The sequence below is a fragment of the Actinoplanes sp. CA-131856 genome, from assembly GCF_050956135.1.
Classification (GTDB): Bacteria; Actinomycetota; Actinomycetes; order Mycobacteriales; family Micromonosporaceae; genus Actinoplanes.
This window is the reverse complement of record NZ_CP191849.1, coordinates 6,187,041-6,203,874: the sequence shown is the minus strand read 5'-3', so window position 1 is coordinate 6,203,874 and position 16,834 is coordinate 6,187,041. Positions and strand designations below refer to the sequence as shown.

Annotated in this window: 16 protein-coding genes; 10 read left to right on the top strand and 6 right to left on the bottom strand. The window is 72.5% G+C overall.

Annotated elements, in window-relative coordinates:
- Positions 1-44: 44 nt before the first annotated feature.
- Positions 45-848, bottom strand: a complete 804-nt coding sequence (locus ACQP2X_RS28745; RefSeq protein ID WP_498687102.1) for an alpha/beta hydrolase — start codon at positions 846-848, stop codon at positions 45-47.
- Between the two features lie 187 nt (positions 849-1,035).
- Here ACQP2X_RS28745 and ACQP2X_RS28740 point away from each other — a divergent pair, with 187 nt between their 5' ends.
- The 6 genes from ACQP2X_RS28740 to ACQP2X_RS28715 all read left to right on the top strand — a co-directional run bounded on the left by ACQP2X_RS28740 (position 1,036) and on the right by ACQP2X_RS28715 (position 5,646).
- On the top strand, positions 1,036-2,430 hold the full coding sequence (locus tag ACQP2X_RS28740) for an MFS transporter (RefSeq protein ID WP_498687100.1): 1,395 nt from the start codon (positions 1,036-1,038) through the stop codon (positions 2,428-2,430).
- Complete coding sequence (locus ACQP2X_RS28735; protein ID WP_498687098.1) at positions 2,427-3,125, top strand: GNAT family N-acetyltransferase; 699 nt, start codon at positions 2,427-2,429, stop codon at positions 3,123-3,125. The genes ACQP2X_RS28740 and ACQP2X_RS28735 overlap by 4 nt, the downstream gene beginning before the upstream one ends.
- The gene (locus tag ACQP2X_RS28730; protein ID WP_498687096.1) at positions 3,112-3,669 is read left to right on the top strand and encodes a TetR/AcrR family transcriptional regulator; all 558 of its coding nucleotides are present in this window, start codon (positions 3,112-3,114) and stop codon (positions 3,667-3,669) included. The genes ACQP2X_RS28735 and ACQP2X_RS28730 overlap by 14 nt, the downstream gene beginning before the upstream one ends.
- A gap of 109 nt (positions 3,670-3,778) precedes the next feature.
- A complete protein-coding gene (locus ACQP2X_RS28725) occupies positions 3,779-4,039 on the top strand; it encodes a hypothetical protein (protein ID WP_498687094.1) in 261 nt (86 codons plus the stop codon).
- Positions 4,040-4,099: 60 nt separating this feature from the next.
- The gene (locus ACQP2X_RS28720; protein ID WP_498687092.1) at positions 4,100-5,278 is read left to right on the top strand and encodes an RNA-guided endonuclease TnpB family protein; all 1,179 of its coding nucleotides are present in this window, start codon (positions 4,100-4,102) and stop codon (positions 5,276-5,278) included.
- Positions 5,279-5,448: 170 nt separating this feature from the next.
- Positions 5,449-5,646: a hypothetical protein gene (locus ACQP2X_RS28715; protein ID WP_498687091.1), complete on the top strand. Its 198-nt coding sequence runs from the start codon at positions 5,449-5,451 to the stop codon at positions 5,644-5,646.
- On the opposite strand, the gene ACQP2X_RS28710 is transcribed toward ACQP2X_RS28715, so the two are convergent.
- Positions 5,634-5,912 carry a hypothetical protein gene (locus ACQP2X_RS28710; protein WP_498687089.1) on the bottom strand — a complete coding sequence of 93 codons (279 nt, stop codon included), beginning with the start codon at positions 5,910-5,912 and terminating at the stop codon, positions 5,634-5,636. The two genes, ACQP2X_RS28715 and ACQP2X_RS28710, sit on opposite strands and share 13 nt — an antisense overlap.
- A gap of 92 nt (positions 5,913-6,004) precedes the next feature.
- Between ACQP2X_RS28710 and ACQP2X_RS28705 the strand changes: the two genes are divergently transcribed.
- The gene (locus ACQP2X_RS28705; RefSeq protein WP_498687087.1) at positions 6,005-7,129 is read left to right on the top strand and encodes an FG-GAP repeat domain-containing protein; all 1,125 of its coding nucleotides are present in this window, start codon (positions 6,005-6,007) and stop codon (positions 7,127-7,129) included.
- A 150-nt stretch (positions 7,130-7,279) separates the two neighbouring features.
- Here ACQP2X_RS28705 and ACQP2X_RS28700 read toward each other — a convergent pair whose 3' ends face one another.
- Together ACQP2X_RS28700 and ACQP2X_RS28695 are read right to left on the bottom strand one after the other, a co-directional pair.
- The gene (locus ACQP2X_RS28700; RefSeq protein ID WP_498687085.1) at positions 7,280-7,768 is read right to left on the bottom strand and encodes an NUDIX hydrolase; all 489 of its coding nucleotides are present in this window, start codon (positions 7,766-7,768) and stop codon (positions 7,280-7,282) included.
- 21 nt (positions 7,769-7,789) lie between these two features.
- A complete protein-coding gene (locus ACQP2X_RS28695; protein ID WP_498687082.1) occupies positions 7,790-8,059 on the bottom strand; it encodes a hypothetical protein in 270 nt (89 codons plus the stop codon).
- A gap of 102 nt (positions 8,060-8,161) precedes the next feature.
- Between ACQP2X_RS28695 and ACQP2X_RS28690 the strand changes: the two genes are divergently transcribed.
- Genes ACQP2X_RS28690 through ACQP2X_RS28680 form a run of 3 tightly spaced genes read left to right on the top strand, consistent with a single transcriptional unit; the run spans position 8,162 to position 13,434 of the window.
- On the top strand, positions 8,162-12,106 hold the full coding sequence (locus ACQP2X_RS28690; protein ID WP_498687080.1) for a discoidin domain-containing protein: 3,945 nt from the start codon (positions 8,162-8,164) through the stop codon (positions 12,104-12,106).
- A 60-nt stretch (positions 12,107-12,166) separates the two neighbouring features.
- A complete protein-coding gene (locus ACQP2X_RS28685; protein ID WP_498687079.1) occupies positions 12,167-12,613 on the top strand; it encodes a GNAT family N-acetyltransferase in 447 nt (148 codons plus the stop codon).
- Positions 12,614-12,621: 8 nt separating this feature from the next.
- A complete protein-coding gene (locus ACQP2X_RS28680; protein WP_498701068.1) occupies positions 12,622-13,434 on the top strand; it encodes a hypothetical protein in 813 nt (270 codons plus the stop codon).
- Positions 13,435-13,462: 28 nt separating this feature from the next.
- Here ACQP2X_RS28680 and ACQP2X_RS28675 read toward each other — a convergent pair whose 3' ends face one another.
- Positions 13,463-14,815 carry an NAD(P)/FAD-dependent oxidoreductase gene (locus tag ACQP2X_RS28675; RefSeq protein ID WP_498687077.1) on the bottom strand — a complete coding sequence of 451 codons (1,353 nt, stop codon included), beginning with the start codon at positions 14,813-14,815 and terminating at the stop codon, positions 13,463-13,465.
- A 26-nt stretch (positions 14,816-14,841) separates the two neighbouring features.
- Positions 14,842-16,821: an ATP-binding protein gene (locus ACQP2X_RS28670; protein WP_498687075.1), complete on the bottom strand. Its 1,980-nt coding sequence runs from the start codon at positions 16,819-16,821 to the stop codon at positions 14,842-14,844.
- Positions 16,822-16,834: the final 13 nt, after the last annotated feature.

Sequence of the window (16,834 nt, the reverse complement as noted above, 5' to 3'; positions counted from 1 at the left end):
TGAACCCCGGCGAGCGGCTCCGTCCCCGGTTCAGGTGGGACTTCTTACTTCCGTACGGTCTCGCGCGCGGCCTTCTCGATGAACGAGGCCGTGGTGCCGGGGTGCGAGACGAAGACCGAGTGCGAGGCGCCCTTGACGACCTCGACCCGGGCGTTGGCGCGCTTGGCCATCCACTGCTGCGCGGCCGGCGGGATGTTCTTGTCGGCGCCGCTGATCAGGTCGTAGCTCGGGATGGTCTGCCAAGCCTGTGCGCCCACGGCATCCTCGTTGAGCGCGGCCTGGTCGATCGGCCGCTGCGAGACGGCCGACAGCTTGGCGTCCTTGAGCGGGACGTCGGCCGCGAACTGCTGCGGGTACTTGGCCTGGTCGATGTAGAGGTCGACGTGGCCGCCGGGCAGCGGGACCGACTTGAGGGTGTCGCCCAGCGTGCTGCCCGGGAACTTGCCGGACAGTTCGGCCGCGCTCTCGCCGGCCTTGGGCAGGAACGCCGCCACGTAGACCAGCGCCTTGACGTCCTTGTCGCCGACGGCCGCCTTGGAGATGACGCTGCCGGCGTACGAGTGGCCGACCAGGACGATCGGGCCGTCGATGCTGTCCAGCAGGGCACGCACCGAGGCGGCGTCGGAGGCGACGCCGCGCAGCGGGTTGGCCGCCGAGACGACCGGATAGCCGTCCTTCTGCAGCCGCTGGACGACCGCGTTCCAGCCGCTCGAGTCGGCGAACGCGCCGTGCACGAGCACGACGGTCGGCTTCGCGTGGTGGTTGCCGCCCGCGTAGGCCGCCGTGCCGGTGAGGCCGGCGGCGAAGACCGCGCCGGCGCCGACGAGGCTCAGGACCTTCTTGTTCATCGCCTTCTCCTTAGTGCTCTCGTGTTCCGGCCCGAAGCTAGGAATCGCGAGTGGACGGCGAGTGGGGAATTTGTGCGTGGTTGCGGCCACGTGTGCCCGCCGCCACATTCCATTCAAGTGGACTCATGAGTCCGGTTATCGTTCAGCGATCCGGACTCATGAGTCCACTTCCTTTTCGGAGCAATGCATGCGCCATTCACCCGCTCTGGCCGCGCTCAGCCTCGGCACCCTGGCCTACGCGCTGGCCCAGACGACAGTCCTGCCGGCGCTGCCGGCCCTCGCCGCCACCCTGCACACCGACCGGTCGAGCGTCACCTGGACGCTGACCGCCTATCTGATCGCCTCGGCCGTCCTGACCCCCGTGCTGAGCCGGCTCGGCGACCTCTACGGACGGCGCCGGCTGCTCGTGGCCGCCCTCACCGTGTTCGCGGCCGGATCCGTGCTCAGCGCGCTCGGCGACGGCCTCGGCGCCGTCGTCGCCGGGCGGGTCCTCCAAGGCGCGGGCGGCGCCGTCATCCCGCTCGGCGTCGCCGTCGCCCGCACGTCGTTCCCGCCCGAGCGGCGCGGCCGGGCCATCGGCGTGATCTCCACCGTCTTCGGCGTCGGCAGCGGCCTCGGCCTGATCCTCGGCGGCCTGGTCGTCGACCACGCGCCGCTGGCCTGGATCTTCTGGAGCACGGCGATCCCGGCCGCGGTGGCCGCCGTCGCCGTCCGGCTCCTGCTGCCCGGCTCGGACCGCACGGCCGCCGGCCGGGCCGACCTGACCGGAGCGCTCCTGCTGGGGGCCGGAATCACCCTGCCGCTGCTGGCGGTGGGCCGGGGATCGGTCTGGGGCTGGACGTCCGGGCTGACCCTGGGGCTGATCGCGGCCGGCGCGGCCGTGCTCGCCGTCCTCGTCGTGGTCGAGCGGCGCCGCGCCCACCCGCTGATCGACCTCGGCCTGCTGGCGCGGCCGGCGGTGCTGGTCACGAACCTCGCCACCTTCCTCGTCGGTGGTGGCATGTTCGGCGCGTTCGTGCTCGTGCCCCAGCTCGCCGCCGGGCAGGGCCTCAGCGCCACCCGGGCCGGCCTGCTGCTCCTGCCGGGCAGCCTGGCCATGATGGCCGGCGGCCCGCTCGCGGCGAAGCTGCACCTGCGGCACGGCGGCCGGGTGCCGCTGGCCCTGGCGGCCACGGTCACCGCCCTCGGCTCGCTGCTGCTGGCCGTCGGCCACGGCAGCCAGGTCGCGGTGGCCGCCTGGTCGCTGCTCGCCCTGTTCGGCGTGGGCCTCGCCCTGGCCGTCATCCCGGCCATGGTCGTCGAGGCCGTTCCGGCCGTCCGCGCGGCCGAGACGGCCGGGGTCAACTCGCTGATCCGCTCGGCCGGCTCCTCGGTCGGCACCCAGATCATGGCCGGGATCCTGGCCGCCGGCCTGTCCGCCGGGGCCCACACGCCCTCCTCCGGCGCCTACACCGCCGCCTTCGTCTTCTGCGCCGTCGCCGCGCTGGCGGCCGCCGCCGTTGCGACCCGCGTCCCACGCGTGAACCCGCCCGGCCCGGCTCCCGTTGCCGCCGGTGTCACCTCTGAAAGGACTTCGGCATGATGTACGACGTACCGGCCAACCTCGTCTGGGCCGCCCTCACCGGCCCGCAGAAGGACTTCGCCGAGATCCGCGGGGGAGCCGGCCGCTACCTTCCCGGCTACTCGCCGCTGGTGGCGGTGCGCGACTGGGACGACGAGCGGGCGTGGGACGACCTCGCGGCGCTCGCGGGCCCGGGCGCGGTCGTCACGCTGGCCGGGATCGGCGCCCGGGTGCCGGACGGCTGGGAGCTGCTCGGCAGCGGTGACGGCTATCAGATGACGGCCCAGGACGTGGTCGCGGGCGATCTGTCCGGGGTCGAGAAGCTGGGTCCCGCCGACGTGCCCGAGATGCTCGACCTGGTGGAGCGCACCAAGCCCGGGCCGCTGGCCCCGCGCGCGGTCGAGCTGGGCACGTTCCTGGGGATCCGCCGCGACGGCAAGCTCGTGGCGATGGCGGGGGAGCGGATCCGGGTGCCCGGCTGGACCGAGATCGGCACGGTCTGCACCGACGACCCGTACCGCGGTCAGGGGCTGGCGAGCACGCTCGTGCGCTCGCTGACCGGGGTCGTCCGGGGCCGCGGCGAGGAGGCGTTCCTGCACGTCAATCAGGGCAACACCGGAGCCTTGCGGTTGTACGGGAAGCTCGGGTTCACCACCCGCGCGACCACCGGGTTCCTGGCCGCCCGCGTACCGGGGAATCGGCGTGAGTCAGACTGAGAGCGTGCATGAGAGCCGCCGCAAGGACGCCGTTCGCAACCATGAGCGGGTGATCGCCGCGGCCCGGGAGCTCTTCACCGAGCAGGGCCTCGGCGTGACGGTGCCGCAGGTGGCCGAGCGGGCCGGAGTCGGCAAGGCGACCGTCTACCGCAGCTACCCGGCCAAACAGGACCTGGTCGTGGCGGTCGCCCGTGAGCAGTTCCAGCAGCTGGCGGAGCGGACCCGGGCCGCGCTGGAGGGCGAGGACGCGTACGGGGAACTCTGTAGTTATGTCCCTGACATGTTCGCCGCCCTGGCCGCCGACCGCGTCTTGGCCGACGCCCTCTTCGACGGCCAGATCCTGCCCGCCACGATGATCCTGGCGCAGGTCGGTGAGCTGCTGGAACGGGCCGCCCAGGACGGGCCCATCCGCCCCGACGCGGGCGAGGCCGACGTGCGGGTCGTGCTGTGCGGAACGGTCCGCCAGCTGATCGTCCTCGGCGAGCACGACCCGGCGGTCTGGCGGCGTTACGCCGGGATGGTCCTGAACGCCTTCCGCATCTGACCCTGTCAATTTACCGACCCCACCTAGGTAGATCGCCGGATCCGCGGAGTGGCGTCGAGGGTTCACTCTGAGTTCCTGACACATCGCCACTCCGTTAGGGATGATCGACATGCGAAGCCAATTGCTCGCCGCCCGGGCCGCCGCCCTGTTCGCCAGCGACCTGCCCTCCGGCACCCGCCCCACCCCCGGCGCGGTCGACGCCGCCATCGCCCGCGCCGTGCGCACGCGGGGCACCCGCGGGTGCGTGGCCGACCTGGCCACCGCCTACGGCGACTATCCCGAGAACGCGGCCACGCGGATGCGCTGGGCACGCGGCGTCGTCGTCACGGTCTACGAACCCGCACCGGCGCGGGAGGCCGTCGCCGCCTGATCGGCTAGTGCGGTGTCCATGAACGTTGACCGGGTTCGACGACCGTGGCATCCATGCTCCATGCCTAGACGTCGCGGCGCTAGCCCCGATCCGGTCGTGCACCGCACCGCCCGGATCGGCCTGCGCCTGACCCGCGCGCAACGGCATCGCTGTTTCGGGCTGCTGCGCTCCGCCGGGGACGTGTGGGCGTGTGTGCTGGAGGGCAACGGCTGGCGGCGCCGCCGTGGGGACGCCCCGGCGGCGGGCTTTCAGGAGCTGTGCCGGTTGCTGGCCGAGTCCGGGCCGGGCACGTTTGGTGAGCTCGACAGTGTGGGTGCCCGGTCGGTGTTACGGCGTTACTCGGATGCCTGGTTCTCCGCGGCCGCCCGCCGCAAAGCCGGCGCTGCCGAGATGCGGTATCCGCGTCGCCGGCGCTCGTTGATGCCGGTGCGCTGGTATCACGGCACCTTCACCGTCGAAGGCCGCCGATTGCGGCTGCCGGTCGCGCGGGGCCGGCCGCCGTTGACCGTGCGGTTGGATCGGCTGGTGCCGTATCCGGCCGAGACCGTACGGTCGGTGACCCTGCTGTTCGCTGACGGCCGACTGTGCGTCGACGTCACCGCCGAACTCCCGGTCACCACCTACCCGGCCGGCCACCAACCTGATCCGGGCCGGGCCGCCGGGGTGGATTGCGGGATCATCCATCCGTTCGCGGTCGCTACCCGCGACGGCGCGGCGCTGCTGGTCTCCGGCCGGGCCATCCGGGCCGAACACCGGCTGCATCTGGCCGACAGCAAAGGCCGCCGCCGCGCCACCGCCGCACGGGCGCCCAGCAAAGGCCAGCGGGGGTCGCGGCGCTGGCGTAAGACCCGGCGCCGGGCCAGGCTGGTCGAAGGCCGGCACCGCCGGCGGATCCGGCAAGCGCTGCACGAGGCCGCCACAACGGTGGTCGGCTGGGCGGTCGAGCACCGGATCGGCACGCTGACCGTCGGGGACCCGCGCGGTGTGCTCGATCTGCCGGCGGGGCGGCGGCACAACTTGCGGCTGCGGCAGTGGCAGATCGGCCGCACCCTGCAAATCCTGCAGGACAAAGCTGCCCTGGCCGGGGTCCGGGTATATCTGGTCGACGAACGCGGCACCTCCTCGACCTGCCCGAACTGCGGCAAGAGGATCAGCAAACCGCGCGGCAGGGTCATGACCTGCCGGCATGCACCGTCGAGCCGGACGGCACCTGCCCGGTGTCGGACCAGCGCGGCGTGACCCCCGCCGCCACCCACCACGGGCGGCGGCAGCAGGGTCAGTTGGCCGGCGGAGGCCCGCCCCACCCACACTGGTGGGGAGTCGCTCGTCCACAACAGCGGGCGAGGATCCACAACACCACCGGAACCCACCCGGCGAACGTTCGTGGACACCGCACTAGGTTGGCTTCCGTGACGAACGACCTGGCGAAACTTATCGCCGACCGCCTGCACGAGACGCTCGACCAGAGGGTCGCCGCCGAGATCCACGCTCCGCACGTCGAGCGCGGCCTCGCCGCCGGCGGCCCGGACGAGCCGATCATCGCGATCACGGTCGAGGAGGTCGCCCGCATCGCGGCCCGGGTCGCCCGCGACGCTCAGGCCTCGTAGACCTCGAGCACCCGGGTCGCCGGGGCGGCCCCGCCCAGCTTCTCCCGGAGGGCGAGCCGCTCGGGGTCGGCCATGAAGGCGTCGTAGCCGTCCCGGCCGGCGAAGCGGATGACGTGCACCTCGGCCGCGCCGTCCTCCTGGCGGAACCGCCGCTCGATCACGCCGTCGTGCCGCCCGAGCAGAGCCAGCACCGCGTCCTCATAGCGCCGGCCCGCGGCGGCGTGCCCCTCAGCCATGTCGACGACGGCGATCAGCAGAAGCCCCATCGCTCCAATCTACGGCTCTGAGTTTCGGTCCGGTCACGGAGGGGAACCGTCCCGCTGATCGTCCATGGTGGACGGCGGAACGGGGGATCGAGATGAGGCGTGCCTTGCTGGCGGCCGGAGTAGGGCTGTCGGTCGGCCTGGTGCCCGGGGTGGCGGTCGCCGCGACCAGCGGGACCTTCCTGCCGGCGCGATATCTGAGCACGGGAACGACCGAGGACAACGCCGTCGCCGTCGCCGACGTGACCGGCGACGGGCGGCCGGACATCGTCGTGGGGGCCGGCCCAGCGGTTCTGGTGTTCGCCCAGCGGGCCGATCGGAGCTACGGCGCCCCGGCGCGGGTGGCCGGGCACGGCACCTGGTCGCAGGTGAAGCTGGCCACGGCCGACATCGACGGCGACGGGCGCACGGACGTGGCCCTGGCCGGCGGAAACGGCGTGGACGTCTTCTACCAGCGCGGCGGCAAGCTGGCGGCGCCGGTGTTCCTGGCCGGGACCGCGCAGGACGTCGCCCTGGCCGACGTGAACGCGGACGGCCGCCAGGACATCCTGACCAGCGCCGGCTTCGGCGAGATCCGGGTCTATCAGCAGTCGGCGGCCCGGACGTTCGGTACGCCGGCCCGTGTCACCGGCCCGGTCGCCTCGTCGGCGCATGTCGACCAGGTCTTCGCCGCCGACTTCAACGGCGACGGCCGGCTCGATCTGGCGCAGTCGTGGGGCGGCGGCGCGTGGGTGCGGCTGCGGCAGGCCGACGGCACGTACGGCGCGGCGGCCGTCTATCAGCCGCCGTTCGACGGCAACTACCCCCGGGCCGGCGCGGGCGCGGCGGTCGGCGACGTGACCGGCGACGGCCGGGCCGACCTGGTGCTGAGCATGTCGGGCAACCGGCCGGACGCCGAGATCGCCGTGTTCGCCCAGCAGTCCGGTGGCCTGAACCCGGTGCCCACGGCCTATCCGGCGTACGACTCCCCGGCCGGGCTGGCCATCGGCGACCTGACCGGCGACGGCCGCGGCGACCTGGCCGTGGCCCACGCGAACTGGCTGGCGGTCAGCGTCCAGCTCCAGCAGCCGACCGGCCTCCTCGGCCCGTACGCGGCGAACACCGTCGACAATCCCGGCTGGCAGACCGACGCCCTGGCCATCGGCGACGTCACCGGCGACGGCAAGCCCGACATCGTCAGCGTCGCCTACACGAGGATCGCCATCCTCGAGCAGCGCTGACTCCTCTCCCGGCCGCCCGGCCCCGCTCGCGCGGGGCCAGGAGGCCGGGCTCCATCTCGCCGTCCCCGGTCGTCCCAGGGCAGTCGCGCAAGGCGGCCGGCGCGTGGTGCGGGCTGGAGCCGCTCGACCGGTCTCCGTGCGGATCGGCGATCACGCGGACCGGGTCGCGCGGGACGAAACGTCCAGATGGCCCTCGGCGGCCAGGTGGGTGAAGAGGGCGTGGTTGTACGGGTTCATCCCGGGCAGGTCGAGAGGATCGAAGAACCTGAGGTCCGTGGTCTCGGGGTCAGTGAGGTCGAGCTGGCCGGTCCACGTTTCGGCGCGGTAGGTCAGGGAGATCACCTGGCACTGGTCGCCGTTGGGGTAGACCACGAAGCAGTCCGGGCCCGACCGGGCCGAGAGCAGCGTCAGCTCGCCGGCGGTCAGGCCGGTCTCCTCGCGGAGCTCGCGCCGGGCCGCCTCCTCGAGGTGCTCGCCCGGCTCCACGGCGCCGCCGGGAAGGCTCCAGGTGCCGTCGTCGGAGCGCCGCTGGAGAAGGACGCGCCGGCGGTCGTCCCACACCAGCACGCCGGCGCCCGCCACCACCAAGGGCTCCCGGCCGATCAGGGCCCGCATCCGCTCCACGTAGGACTTGGTCACGGCCAGCAGGATAGGTGAGGCTCAGCCGGTCCAGTCGAGCCACTTCTCGCCGGCGGTCAGTGCCGCGTACCAGAAGGTGTAGGCGAGGACCGCGACCGCGGGTACCCAGAGCGGATGACCGCCGCGCATCAGCCTGATGACCAGGGCGAGCATGGCCAGCCAGGCGATCAGGAGCAGGGCGATGGCCCAGGCGGGGGCGAGCAAGCCGCTCGCGGCGTAGAGGATCAGGGTGCCGAGGAACGCGGCGACGCCGAGCCAGCCGACGAGCCATTGCCACCAGGGGCGCGTCATGGTGTCACCGTACGGGTCTTGTAAAGGTCCCGAAACATGGTCTTGACACATAGGAACCCGAGCCGTTTCATGACAACGTTGTCATCGTCCCCTGGAGTCATCATGGTCGATTCACCGTCCGTGTCCCGCCGGGCATTCCTCGGCGCGAGCAGTGGGCTGCTCGCCTCGGTCGCACTGCCCGCGGGCGCCGCCGGCGCCGCTCCCAGCGAAAGGACCGCCGCCATCACCAGCGAGAAGGCTCCCGGCGGCAAGGGCGAGCTCGCCCTGCACCGGCCGGTCACCGCGTCGTCCACCACGTACGGGCCGGCCCAGCCGTCATTCGTCACCGACCGGCTGGCTCAGACCGGCGTCGAAGGGTCGGGCTGGCGGGCCGGCTCGGGCGACCCGCAGTGGATCGCCGTGGACCTCCAGGGCCCCTGCGAGATCGAGCGGATCACCCTGATCTTCGAGGCGACGCTCGAGGACAAGCCGTTCGACGGCAAGTACAACACGACCGACGGCGACGAGATCCAGTCCAGCGCCGCCACCTCGTACAAGATCGAGACCAGCACCGACGGCACGAGCTGGATCCTGGCCTACGAGACGGCCGAGGGCGCCGGCGGCGTCCAGCCGATCACCCTGGCCAAGCCCGTGCGGGCCCGCCACGTGCGCCTGACCGTGCTGGAGCGGCACAACACCAACCCGGCCGGTCTCAACGGCTTCCAGGTGTACGGGCGTGCCCTCGGCCCCCGGCCCGCCGCGTCGGGCTGGACCGACTGGGCCGGTGGCAACACCAAGCCGGCGCCCGCGCTGAGCGTGGCCCCGGACGGCACCGTGCCGCTGGAATCCGGCTGGGCGCTGACCATGGACGACTTCGCCGGCTCCGACCCGCGCGACTGGGTGCCGGCCACCGTACCCGGCACCGTCCTGGCCAGCCTGGTCGAGCAGGGCCACCTGCCCGACCCGGTCGGCGGCTTCGAGAACCTGCACATCCCCGAGGCGCTGTCCCGGCACGCGTGGCTCTACCGCCGCGACTTCAAGCTGCCGCGCGGCTTCGACGCCTCGCGCCGGGTCTGGCTCGAGTTCGACGGCGTCAACCACGCCGCCGCCGTCACGGTCAACGGGGTCGAGGCCGGCACCGTCACGCACCCGTTCGCGCGGGCCGCCTTCGACATCTCCGGTGCGCTCAAGGGCCACTCCCAGCACACCGTCACGGTGAAGATCACGCCGATGCCGCATCCGGGCACGCCCGGCGACAAGACGCTCACCAGCTGGACGTTCCTGCACGGCGGCTCCCTGTACAAGGACTCGCCGACCTATCTCGCGGTCTCCGGCTGGGACTGGATGCCGGCCGTGCGCGACCGCGCCTCGGGCATCTGGAACCACGTCCGGCTCCGCAGCACCGGCGACATCGTCATCGGCGACCCGCACGTCGCGACCAAGGTGCCCGACCTCCGTACGGCCGAAGTGACCGTGACCGTCCCGGTCCGCAACGCCGCCGCCACCGCCACCACGGTGACCCTCAAGTCCTCGATCGGTGGATCGAAAACGGTCACCGTGCCCGCCGGCGCGACCACCGACGTCACCTTCGCCACCGTCAAGATCCGTGACCCGAAGCTCTGGTGGCCCAACGGATACGGCGACCCGCATCTGCACGACCTCACCGTGACGGCGACCATCGGCCGTACGGTCAGTGACTCCCGCAAGGTCCGCTACGGACTGCGTGAGTTCTCGTACGACACGTTCCAGCCGGTGGTGATCAGCCCGCCGGCCAAGCCCCCGCTGGAGTTCCAGAACGGCAAGGCGACACAGACCGTCACCTTCGACCGGCAGCACAAGCGGCACGTACGCCTGCAGATGGGCGCCCGGGCCACGGGCTGGGGCGTGTCGCTGTGGTCCCTTTCGGTCTCCGACGGCGACAACGGCACCGACCTCGCCCTGCACAAGACGGCCACCGCGTCGTCGGCCGCCGACGGCACCGACCCGGGCGAGGTGACCGACGGCGACGACGGCACCCGGTGGAGCTCGGACTACCGCGACAACGAGTGGATCCAGGTCGACCTCGGCGCCGCGGCCGATTTCGATCGGGTGACCGTGCTCTGGGAGCAGGCGTTCGCGCTCGACTACCGCGTGCAGGTGTCCGACGACGGCGGCGCCTGGGAGGACGTCAAGGCGGTCAACAACGAGACGCCGCTGGGCAACTACGGCCCGCAGACCGTCGACGTCCCGCCGACCACCGCCCGCTACGTCCGCGTCCAGACCGGCCGCCGGGCCACGAGCTGGGGCGTGTCGCTCTGGACGCTTTCGGTCCTCGACGGCGACACCGACCTCGCCCTGGGCAAGACCGCGACCGCCTCGTCGAGCGAGTCGTCCAACCCGGCGGCCAACGTCACCGACGGCAACCCGCGTACCCGGTGGGCCTCCTCGGAGTACGCCGACAACCAGTGGATCCAGGTCGACCTGGGCGCGACCGGCACCTTCGGCCAGGTGAAGCTGGCCTGGGAGACCGCGTACGCCAAGGATTTCGTGATCCAGGCGTCAGCGGACGGCGAGACCTGGACCGACGTCAAGGCCGTGGACAACACCACGGTCGAGCTGAAGATCAGCGTGAACGGCGTGCCGGTGTTCTGCCGCGGCGGCAACTGGGGATGGGACGAGCTGCTCCGCCGCACCCAGCCCCACCTGCTGCGCGAGGCCGTGGCGATGCACCGCGACATGAACTTCACGATGATCCGCAACTGGATCGGCAGCAGCACCCGCGAGGAGCTCTACGCGGCCTGCGACGAGTTCGGCATCCTGGTCTGGAACGACTTCTGGGAGGCCGGCCCGTTCATCGACGCCTCCGCGACGTACGACGCGATCGTGGCCGACACCATCCTGCGCTACCGTCACCACCCGAGCATCGCGGTGTGGTGCGGGGCCAACGAGCAGTTCCCGCCGCCGGCCATCGACGCCGGTCTGCGCAAGGCCGTGGCCGAGCTCGACCCGGAGATCGTGTACGTGCCGTCGTCGAACGCCGGCATCGTCAGCGGAAACGGCCCCTGGCACTGGATCGATCCGGCCACGTACGCCGACCCGAAGATCTACGTGTCGGGCACGCTCGGCTTCCACACCGAGATCGGCATGCCGGTGGTCCCGCACGCCGAGACGATGCGCAACCTGGCCGGTGCCGAGCCGGCCTGGCCGATCGGCGAGGTGTGGGGCTACCACGATTGGGCGACCAGCGGGAACCAGCACGTCGACGGCTATCAGAAAGCCATCGAGGAGCGCCTCGGCGTGGCGTCGTCGCTCGAGGAGTTCACCACCCGCGCCCAGTTCGTCAACTACGAGAGCCACCGCGCGATGTTCGAGGCGTGGAACTCGCGGCTGTTCGACAACGCGTCCGGCCTGCTGCTGTGGATGTCGCACCCGGCCTGGTACAGCACGGTCTGGCAGACCTACGACTACGACCTGGACGTCAACGGCGCGTACTACGGCGCTCGCAAGAGCTGCGCGCCGCGTCACGTCCAGGCCGACCCGGGCACGTGGCGTGTCCGGGCGGTCAACCACACACCGTCGGCATTGACCGGCGTCGTGGTGACGGCTCGTGCCTACGATCTGGCCGGCAAGCCGCTCGGCGCCGAACAGAAGCAGACACTGTCGGTGGCGCCCTCGGCGACGTCGGAGGCCTTCACGGTGGCGGCCGTTCCCGGTCAACCCCTTCACCTTGTACGTCTGGAGATGCGCACCGCGAAGGGCGAGCTGCTGTCCGAGAACACCTACTGGCGGTACGCGAAACCCTCGGACATGCAAGCGCTGTCGACGATGGCCCGCACGTCGCTCGACGTGCGCACCACGCCGGCCGGCCCGGGCGTGACAGCGACGATCACCAACCGCGGTAAGGCGGTGGCGGCGCTGGTCCGGGTCGCCCTGCGCGACGGCAAGGGTGAGCGGGTGCTGCCCGCCGAGTACAGCGACAACTACTTCTGGCTGCTCCCCGGCGAGACCCGCAAGGTCGGCATCACGTGGCCGTCCCGCCTGGGCCGCCCGCACGGCCTGAAGGTCACCGCTTGGGCGTACAACTCCTGAAAAAGCCCCGCGGCCGGCGTCCTGCCCCCAGTTCGCCGGCCGCGGCCCTACCCTCGTCCGGTGACGTACGAGCTCATCTCCCGTTTCCCGATCGGCTCTGGTTTCCTGGTCGACGACGCCCAGCTCAGCGCCTTGCACGCCCGCGCGTTCGGCGCCGATCCCGTCGTGCAGCCGTGGGCGCGGCGCCTGGAACGGCACGCCCTGACCTGGATAGGCGCCTTCGAAGCCGGGGTGCTGATCGGTTTCGTCCAGGTCTGCTGGGACGGCGGCGGTCACGCCTTCCTCCTGGACACCGCGGTCGAGCCGTCACATCAGGGGCGGGGCATCGGCGCCGCTCTGGTCGAGGCGGCCACCACCGAGGCCCGCGCCGCCGGATGCGAGTGGCTCCACGTCGACTTCGAGCCCCACCTGGCCCACTTCTACCTGGACAGTTGCGGCTTCCGCCCGACGACGGCGGGCCTAATCGCGTTGGCAGCGCCGCCGGTACGTCCTACCGTCGTCCGGTGACCTTCCCCATGAGCCCGCCGCTGCCACCCGACGTCGACCCCGACTTGTGGTTCGACACCGCTTGCGGCCGGCACTACCTGCTCGACGGCAATCCGCACACGTTCCCCGGGCGCATGGACGCCTACTGCGCCGAGCGCGGCATCCGCACCCGGGTGTCGAAGGCCGAGATCGTCGACTGCTCCGAGCAGACCCGCTATTTCGTCCGCGGCTTCCTCTCGGGCAACGAGCCCGCCCCGCCAGACGCGAAAAGCGTCACCGACCCGGCCTGGAACGACGCGACGACCCGCTTCCGGGAAACCGGTCGCTGGACCGACCCGCGCGAAGGCAGCGAGGCGCGTGACAGCGGCGAGGCGCCTGACGGTAGCGACGCAGGCGAAGGCGGCGATGATGCTCCCGAGTGGCTGCGGACCATGGTGCGGGAGCGGCAGACGGCGCGGGTGGCCCTTGTCGTCGACATGCCGACCGGCGACGCCGGGCGCGCCGTCGAGGTGGCCACCACACTCGCCGAGCGGGTCGGCCGCCGCGTTTGCGACGACCCCGGCCCGGTCGGGGTCAGCGCGGCGGTGCAGTTCACCCGGGTCTACGCGCTGGTCGGCGTCACCGGACACCGCCCGTGGGTGGCGGTGCAGACCGCCATGACCGCCCTGGGCCGCAGCGGGTGGGCGCCCGCTACCCCGGTCGAGGGCGAGCAGTACGTGACGGCCGGCTTCAAGGCCAACCGCGAACCCAACCGGGGCCTCGAGGCCCTGGGCGTGAGCGCGGTCGAGATCCACGCCGCCTACGGCCTCGGGCACGACCCGTCACGGACGCCGGCCATCTGATCAGCGAGGCGCCCACTGCCACCGCATGTCAGGCTGTGCAGCGGCTCAGGAGCTCGGCCCGGCCGGGACCAGGCAGGGGATAGCGCGGAGCCGACACCCCCAGGGCCAGCACCCGATCGCGGACCCCGGGGCGGGCGAACACCTCGTCCGGTGTCTCCAGGAAACCCGCCACCCGCAGATAGGCGCGCAGCATGTCCGGGTCGCGCAGGGCCGCCGCGTACAACGCCTTCGCTCCTATCCAGCGCAGGTCGTCCGTCCGGTACGGGACGCCTGTGGCGTCGCCCTCCATCTCGGCCAGGCGATGCTTGTCGAAGCCGTTCGTGGCCCGGTACAGGGGGAGCAGCGTGCGGGCCGTCGCCTCGTGGAAGCGCCGGGCCACCTTCTCGTGGTCGGACGGGTCAGTATCGCGCAGCGTGTCGCGCAGCACCTTCGCGTGGATCAGTGTGAAGGCCGCCCCCCGGCCCAGCGACGGGTTCGTGCAGGCCCACGCGTCGCCCACCGGGACCATCCCGGTGACCAGCGGGGTGCCGCCCGGCGCGTAGTGCCACAAGCGGTCCTCGATGCCGGCCAGCACGTCCACCCCGGTGATCGGCTCGGCGTCGATCCACGGCGCGGCCAGCGGATAGCGGCCGACCACGTCCGTCCACACCGCCGGGTCGCGCAGGGCGCGCACGGCGTGGTCGCGGCTGCTCGCGATCAGCACGACGCTCCACGTGTCGTCGTCGGCGGGCAGGGTCAGCAGCGACACCGACTCGTACTGCTGCTGCACCATCACCTTCAGGCTCGGCCGGTGGCCCCGGAAGTGCCGGGAGTAATACACGAAGCCGGCGTCGTCCCTCTCCTCGGCCGGTTGCGCCGCGCCGGCCGCCGCCAGCCACTGTGGCATCGGCGAGCGGCGACCCAGGCAGTCGATCACCAGGTCGGCCCGGACCGGGCCTTCGCCGGTGGTCACTGCGGTCACCCGGCCGCTTTCCAGGTGTACGCCGGTGACGCGCACCCCGCGGCGCACCACGACCCCGCCTTCCCGCGCGGCACGGGCCAGCGCCGCCTCCACGACCGGCCGCCGGGCGGTGACCGTGTCGAAGATGTCGTCGCCCTCGCGGTGGGGTGGCGGCGCCAGGCTGAACAGGCTTCCGCCCCCAGCGCGCACCGCCGACGCGGCCGCCGGCAGCTCCGCCGACAGGGTCTGCCACCACCGGGGCAGCATGAAGTGCGGTAGCCGGAACTGGTTCACGCCCGGTCGCTGCCAGGTCTCCCACGGCTCGGCGCCGGGCGGCGCCGGGTCACGTTCGAGGACGGTCACGTCGTGCCCGTCGTCGCGCAGCATCATCGCGGTGCTCAGGCCGGCCAGGCCGGCCCCCAGGATCGTCATCGTCGCCATGCCCGCAGCGTGCGCCGGCCGGCTGCTCACTCTCCAGGCCGTTCGCTGTCCAATCGCTGCCCGGTCTCGGCCCGCCACAGCCGCTCGGTCAGCGCCTCGACCGCCTTGGCCAGGTGCCGGCGATAGGTGCTGAACGGCAACCCCAGCGCCTCGGCGGCGGCTTCCTGCGAGGCCGCCGGTTTGATGTACGTCCGGTGCAGTACCGCCCGGAGACGTTCGCCCCGCGGCTCCGCACCCAGGGCGTCCACCGCCCTCGCCAAGGCGGCGCGGACCTCGGCCGGGTCAGCGCCGAGGGCCGTGCCGACCAACGGGCCACCCCCGCCGGGACGGTGCAGCTCCGCCCGTACGGCCGAAACGAACTGGTCTCTGCCTAGCGGCGCCGGCCGGGTCAGCTCGTCCGGGGGCGGCCCGCTGCCACCGGTCTGCTCGCGCTCGTTCATCATCTCGAGCCAGGCGGCGACCGGGAACCGCCGCCAGTCGTTGCCGTAGACCACGTGCCGCCGCCCGTCGCAGTCGACCGACAGCAGCTCGCGGAAGCCCAGATAGTCGAAGAACGGCCCCCAGAACGCGTCGTCGACAGTGGCCACGAACGCCCACGCCAGCGGGCGCCCGCACCACTGGACGATCGACGACACGGAGCCGGCGAAGACCGCGTTCTGGTCGCTCTGCGAGCCGTTCTCGCCGAGCAGGAACCGCGCGATGTCGACCTGCTCGCCCGGCCGCAGGGGAGCGGTGCGGCTGATGTGGGCGAGGATGGCCCGGACGACCGGGTCCTCCTGGTCCAGAGCGAGACCCGACGGGCAGAGCGAGTGGTAGGCGAAGCCGGGCCCACCCGCCACCGTGCTCGCCCCTTCCGGGCGGGCCGCGAACCACTCCCGGGCCAGCGCCTCCGACCGCGGGCCGACCTGCTTCCCGATCTGCGCGGCCACCGCCGCCAGTTCCTCGGGCCGCGACGGCACCACCGCGATGGAGCCGTGTGCCCGTACGGCCCGGAACTCGGCGCTGAAAGGCCCCCGCCGATGCAGATAGCCCAGCTGCTGGGCCAGCAGTTGCCGGTGCATGCCGGTGGCCGACCGCAGCCCGGTCACGACATAGTCGTGGATGACCCGGTGCAGCTCGCGGTAGCGGTCGGGCCAGCGGCGCTCGAACTCGGCGTCGAGCACCTCGCGGGTCAGGTCGTGCGGGAACAGCCCCTGCGGCCGGGCCGCGACGAACGGCCGGTCGCGCAGCCACTGCCAGACGAGGGGCGCGTGAGCGTCACCGACCGTGCGGCGCAGCAGGTCCTCGGTGGTGACCTGGGCCTTGGCGCACGTGGCGAGCCCGAGCAGGTGCGCCTCGGACGGGGCGTCGCGCATCACCGACGCGGTCAGCGCCGAGATCAGATCGGGCGCCTCGGCCAGGCTGGCCGGCACCTCACCACCGGCCGACACGACATCGGCCAGCAGCGCCAGAGCCAGCGGATGTCCCCGGCCCAGCCGCATGATCGCCTCGCGGTCGCCGGCGGCCACACCGGCCCGGTCGAGCAGATCGGCACTGGTTCTCCGATCAAGGGCGGGCAATTGACGTACGGCCACAACGGCCCGCCAGCCGGGATCACACCGCCAGGCCGCGGCGGGCGGATCGAGCCCGGCCAGCACCACGATCCCGTCGTGGGGCAGGGCGGGCACGAGGTCGCGGCGCAGCCATCCGTCGAGCGGACCCAGATGTTCGTAGCCGTCGACGAGCAGGACCTGCGGCTCGGCCCCGCCGACGGCACCCACGAAGTCCTCGGCGGTGGGCCGCAGATCCTGCCCGTCGACCAGCACCACCCGGCGCCCGGCCCGGCGCCCCCGCTCCCGCAGATGAAGCAGGAGCGTGGTCTTGCCGATGCCACCGGGCCCGTGAACGAACAGCACCCGCCGGGGCGTGCGGCCGGCGAGGGCTTCGTCGAACCAGGCCACTTCGTCGGCCCGCCCGGCGAAGCTCCGCCACCGCACGTCCTCGACAACATCGCCGAGCCTCGGCATCCCGTCAGTCTGT

What these genes read in the sequence shown, in the direction of transcription:
- ACQP2X_RS28745 (WP_498687102.1), bottom strand. Translation starts at nt 848, where the DNA reads ATGAACAAGAAGGTCCTGAGCCTCGTCGGCGCCGGCGCGGTCTTCGCC.
- ACQP2X_RS28740 (WP_498687100.1), top strand. Translation starts at nt 1,036, where the DNA reads ATGCGCCATTCACCCGCTCTGGCCGCGCTCAGCCTCGGCACCCTGGCC.
- ACQP2X_RS28735 (WP_498687098.1), top strand. Translation starts at nt 2,427, where the DNA reads ATGATGTACGACGTACCGGCCAACCTCGTCTGGGCCGCCCTCACCGGC.
- ACQP2X_RS28725 (WP_498687094.1), top strand. Translation starts at nt 3,779, where the DNA reads ATGCGAAGCCAATTGCTCGCCGCCCGGGCCGCCGCCCTGTTCGCCAGC.
- ACQP2X_RS28720 (WP_498687092.1), top strand. Translation starts at nt 4,100, where the DNA reads ATGCCTAGACGTCGCGGCGCTAGCCCCGATCCGGTCGTGCACCGCACC.
- ACQP2X_RS28710 (WP_498687089.1), bottom strand. Translation starts at nt 5,912, where the DNA reads ATGGGGCTTCTGCTGATCGCCGTCGTCGACATGGCTGAGGGGCACGCC.
- ACQP2X_RS28705 (WP_498687087.1), top strand. Translation starts at nt 6,005, where the DNA reads ATGAGGCGTGCCTTGCTGGCGGCCGGAGTAGGGCTGTCGGTCGGCCTG.
- ACQP2X_RS28695 (WP_498687082.1), bottom strand. Translation starts at nt 8,059, where the DNA reads ATGACGCGCCCCTGGTGGCAATGGCTCGTCGGCTGGCTCGGCGTCGCC.
- ACQP2X_RS28690 (WP_498687080.1), top strand. Translation starts at nt 8,162, where the DNA reads ATGGTCGATTCACCGTCCGTGTCCCGCCGGGCATTCCTCGGCGCGAGC.
- ACQP2X_RS28680 (WP_498701068.1), top strand. Translation starts at nt 12,622, where the DNA reads ATGAGCCCGCCGCTGCCACCCGACGTCGACCCCGACTTGTGGTTCGAC.
- ACQP2X_RS28675 (WP_498687077.1), bottom strand. Translation starts at nt 14,815, where the DNA reads ATGGCGACGATGACGATCCTGGGGGCCGGCCTGGCCGGCCTGAGCACC.
- ACQP2X_RS28670 (WP_498687075.1), bottom strand. Translation starts at nt 16,821, where the DNA reads ATGCCGAGGCTCGGCGATGTTGTCGAGGACGTGCGGTGGCGGAGCTTC.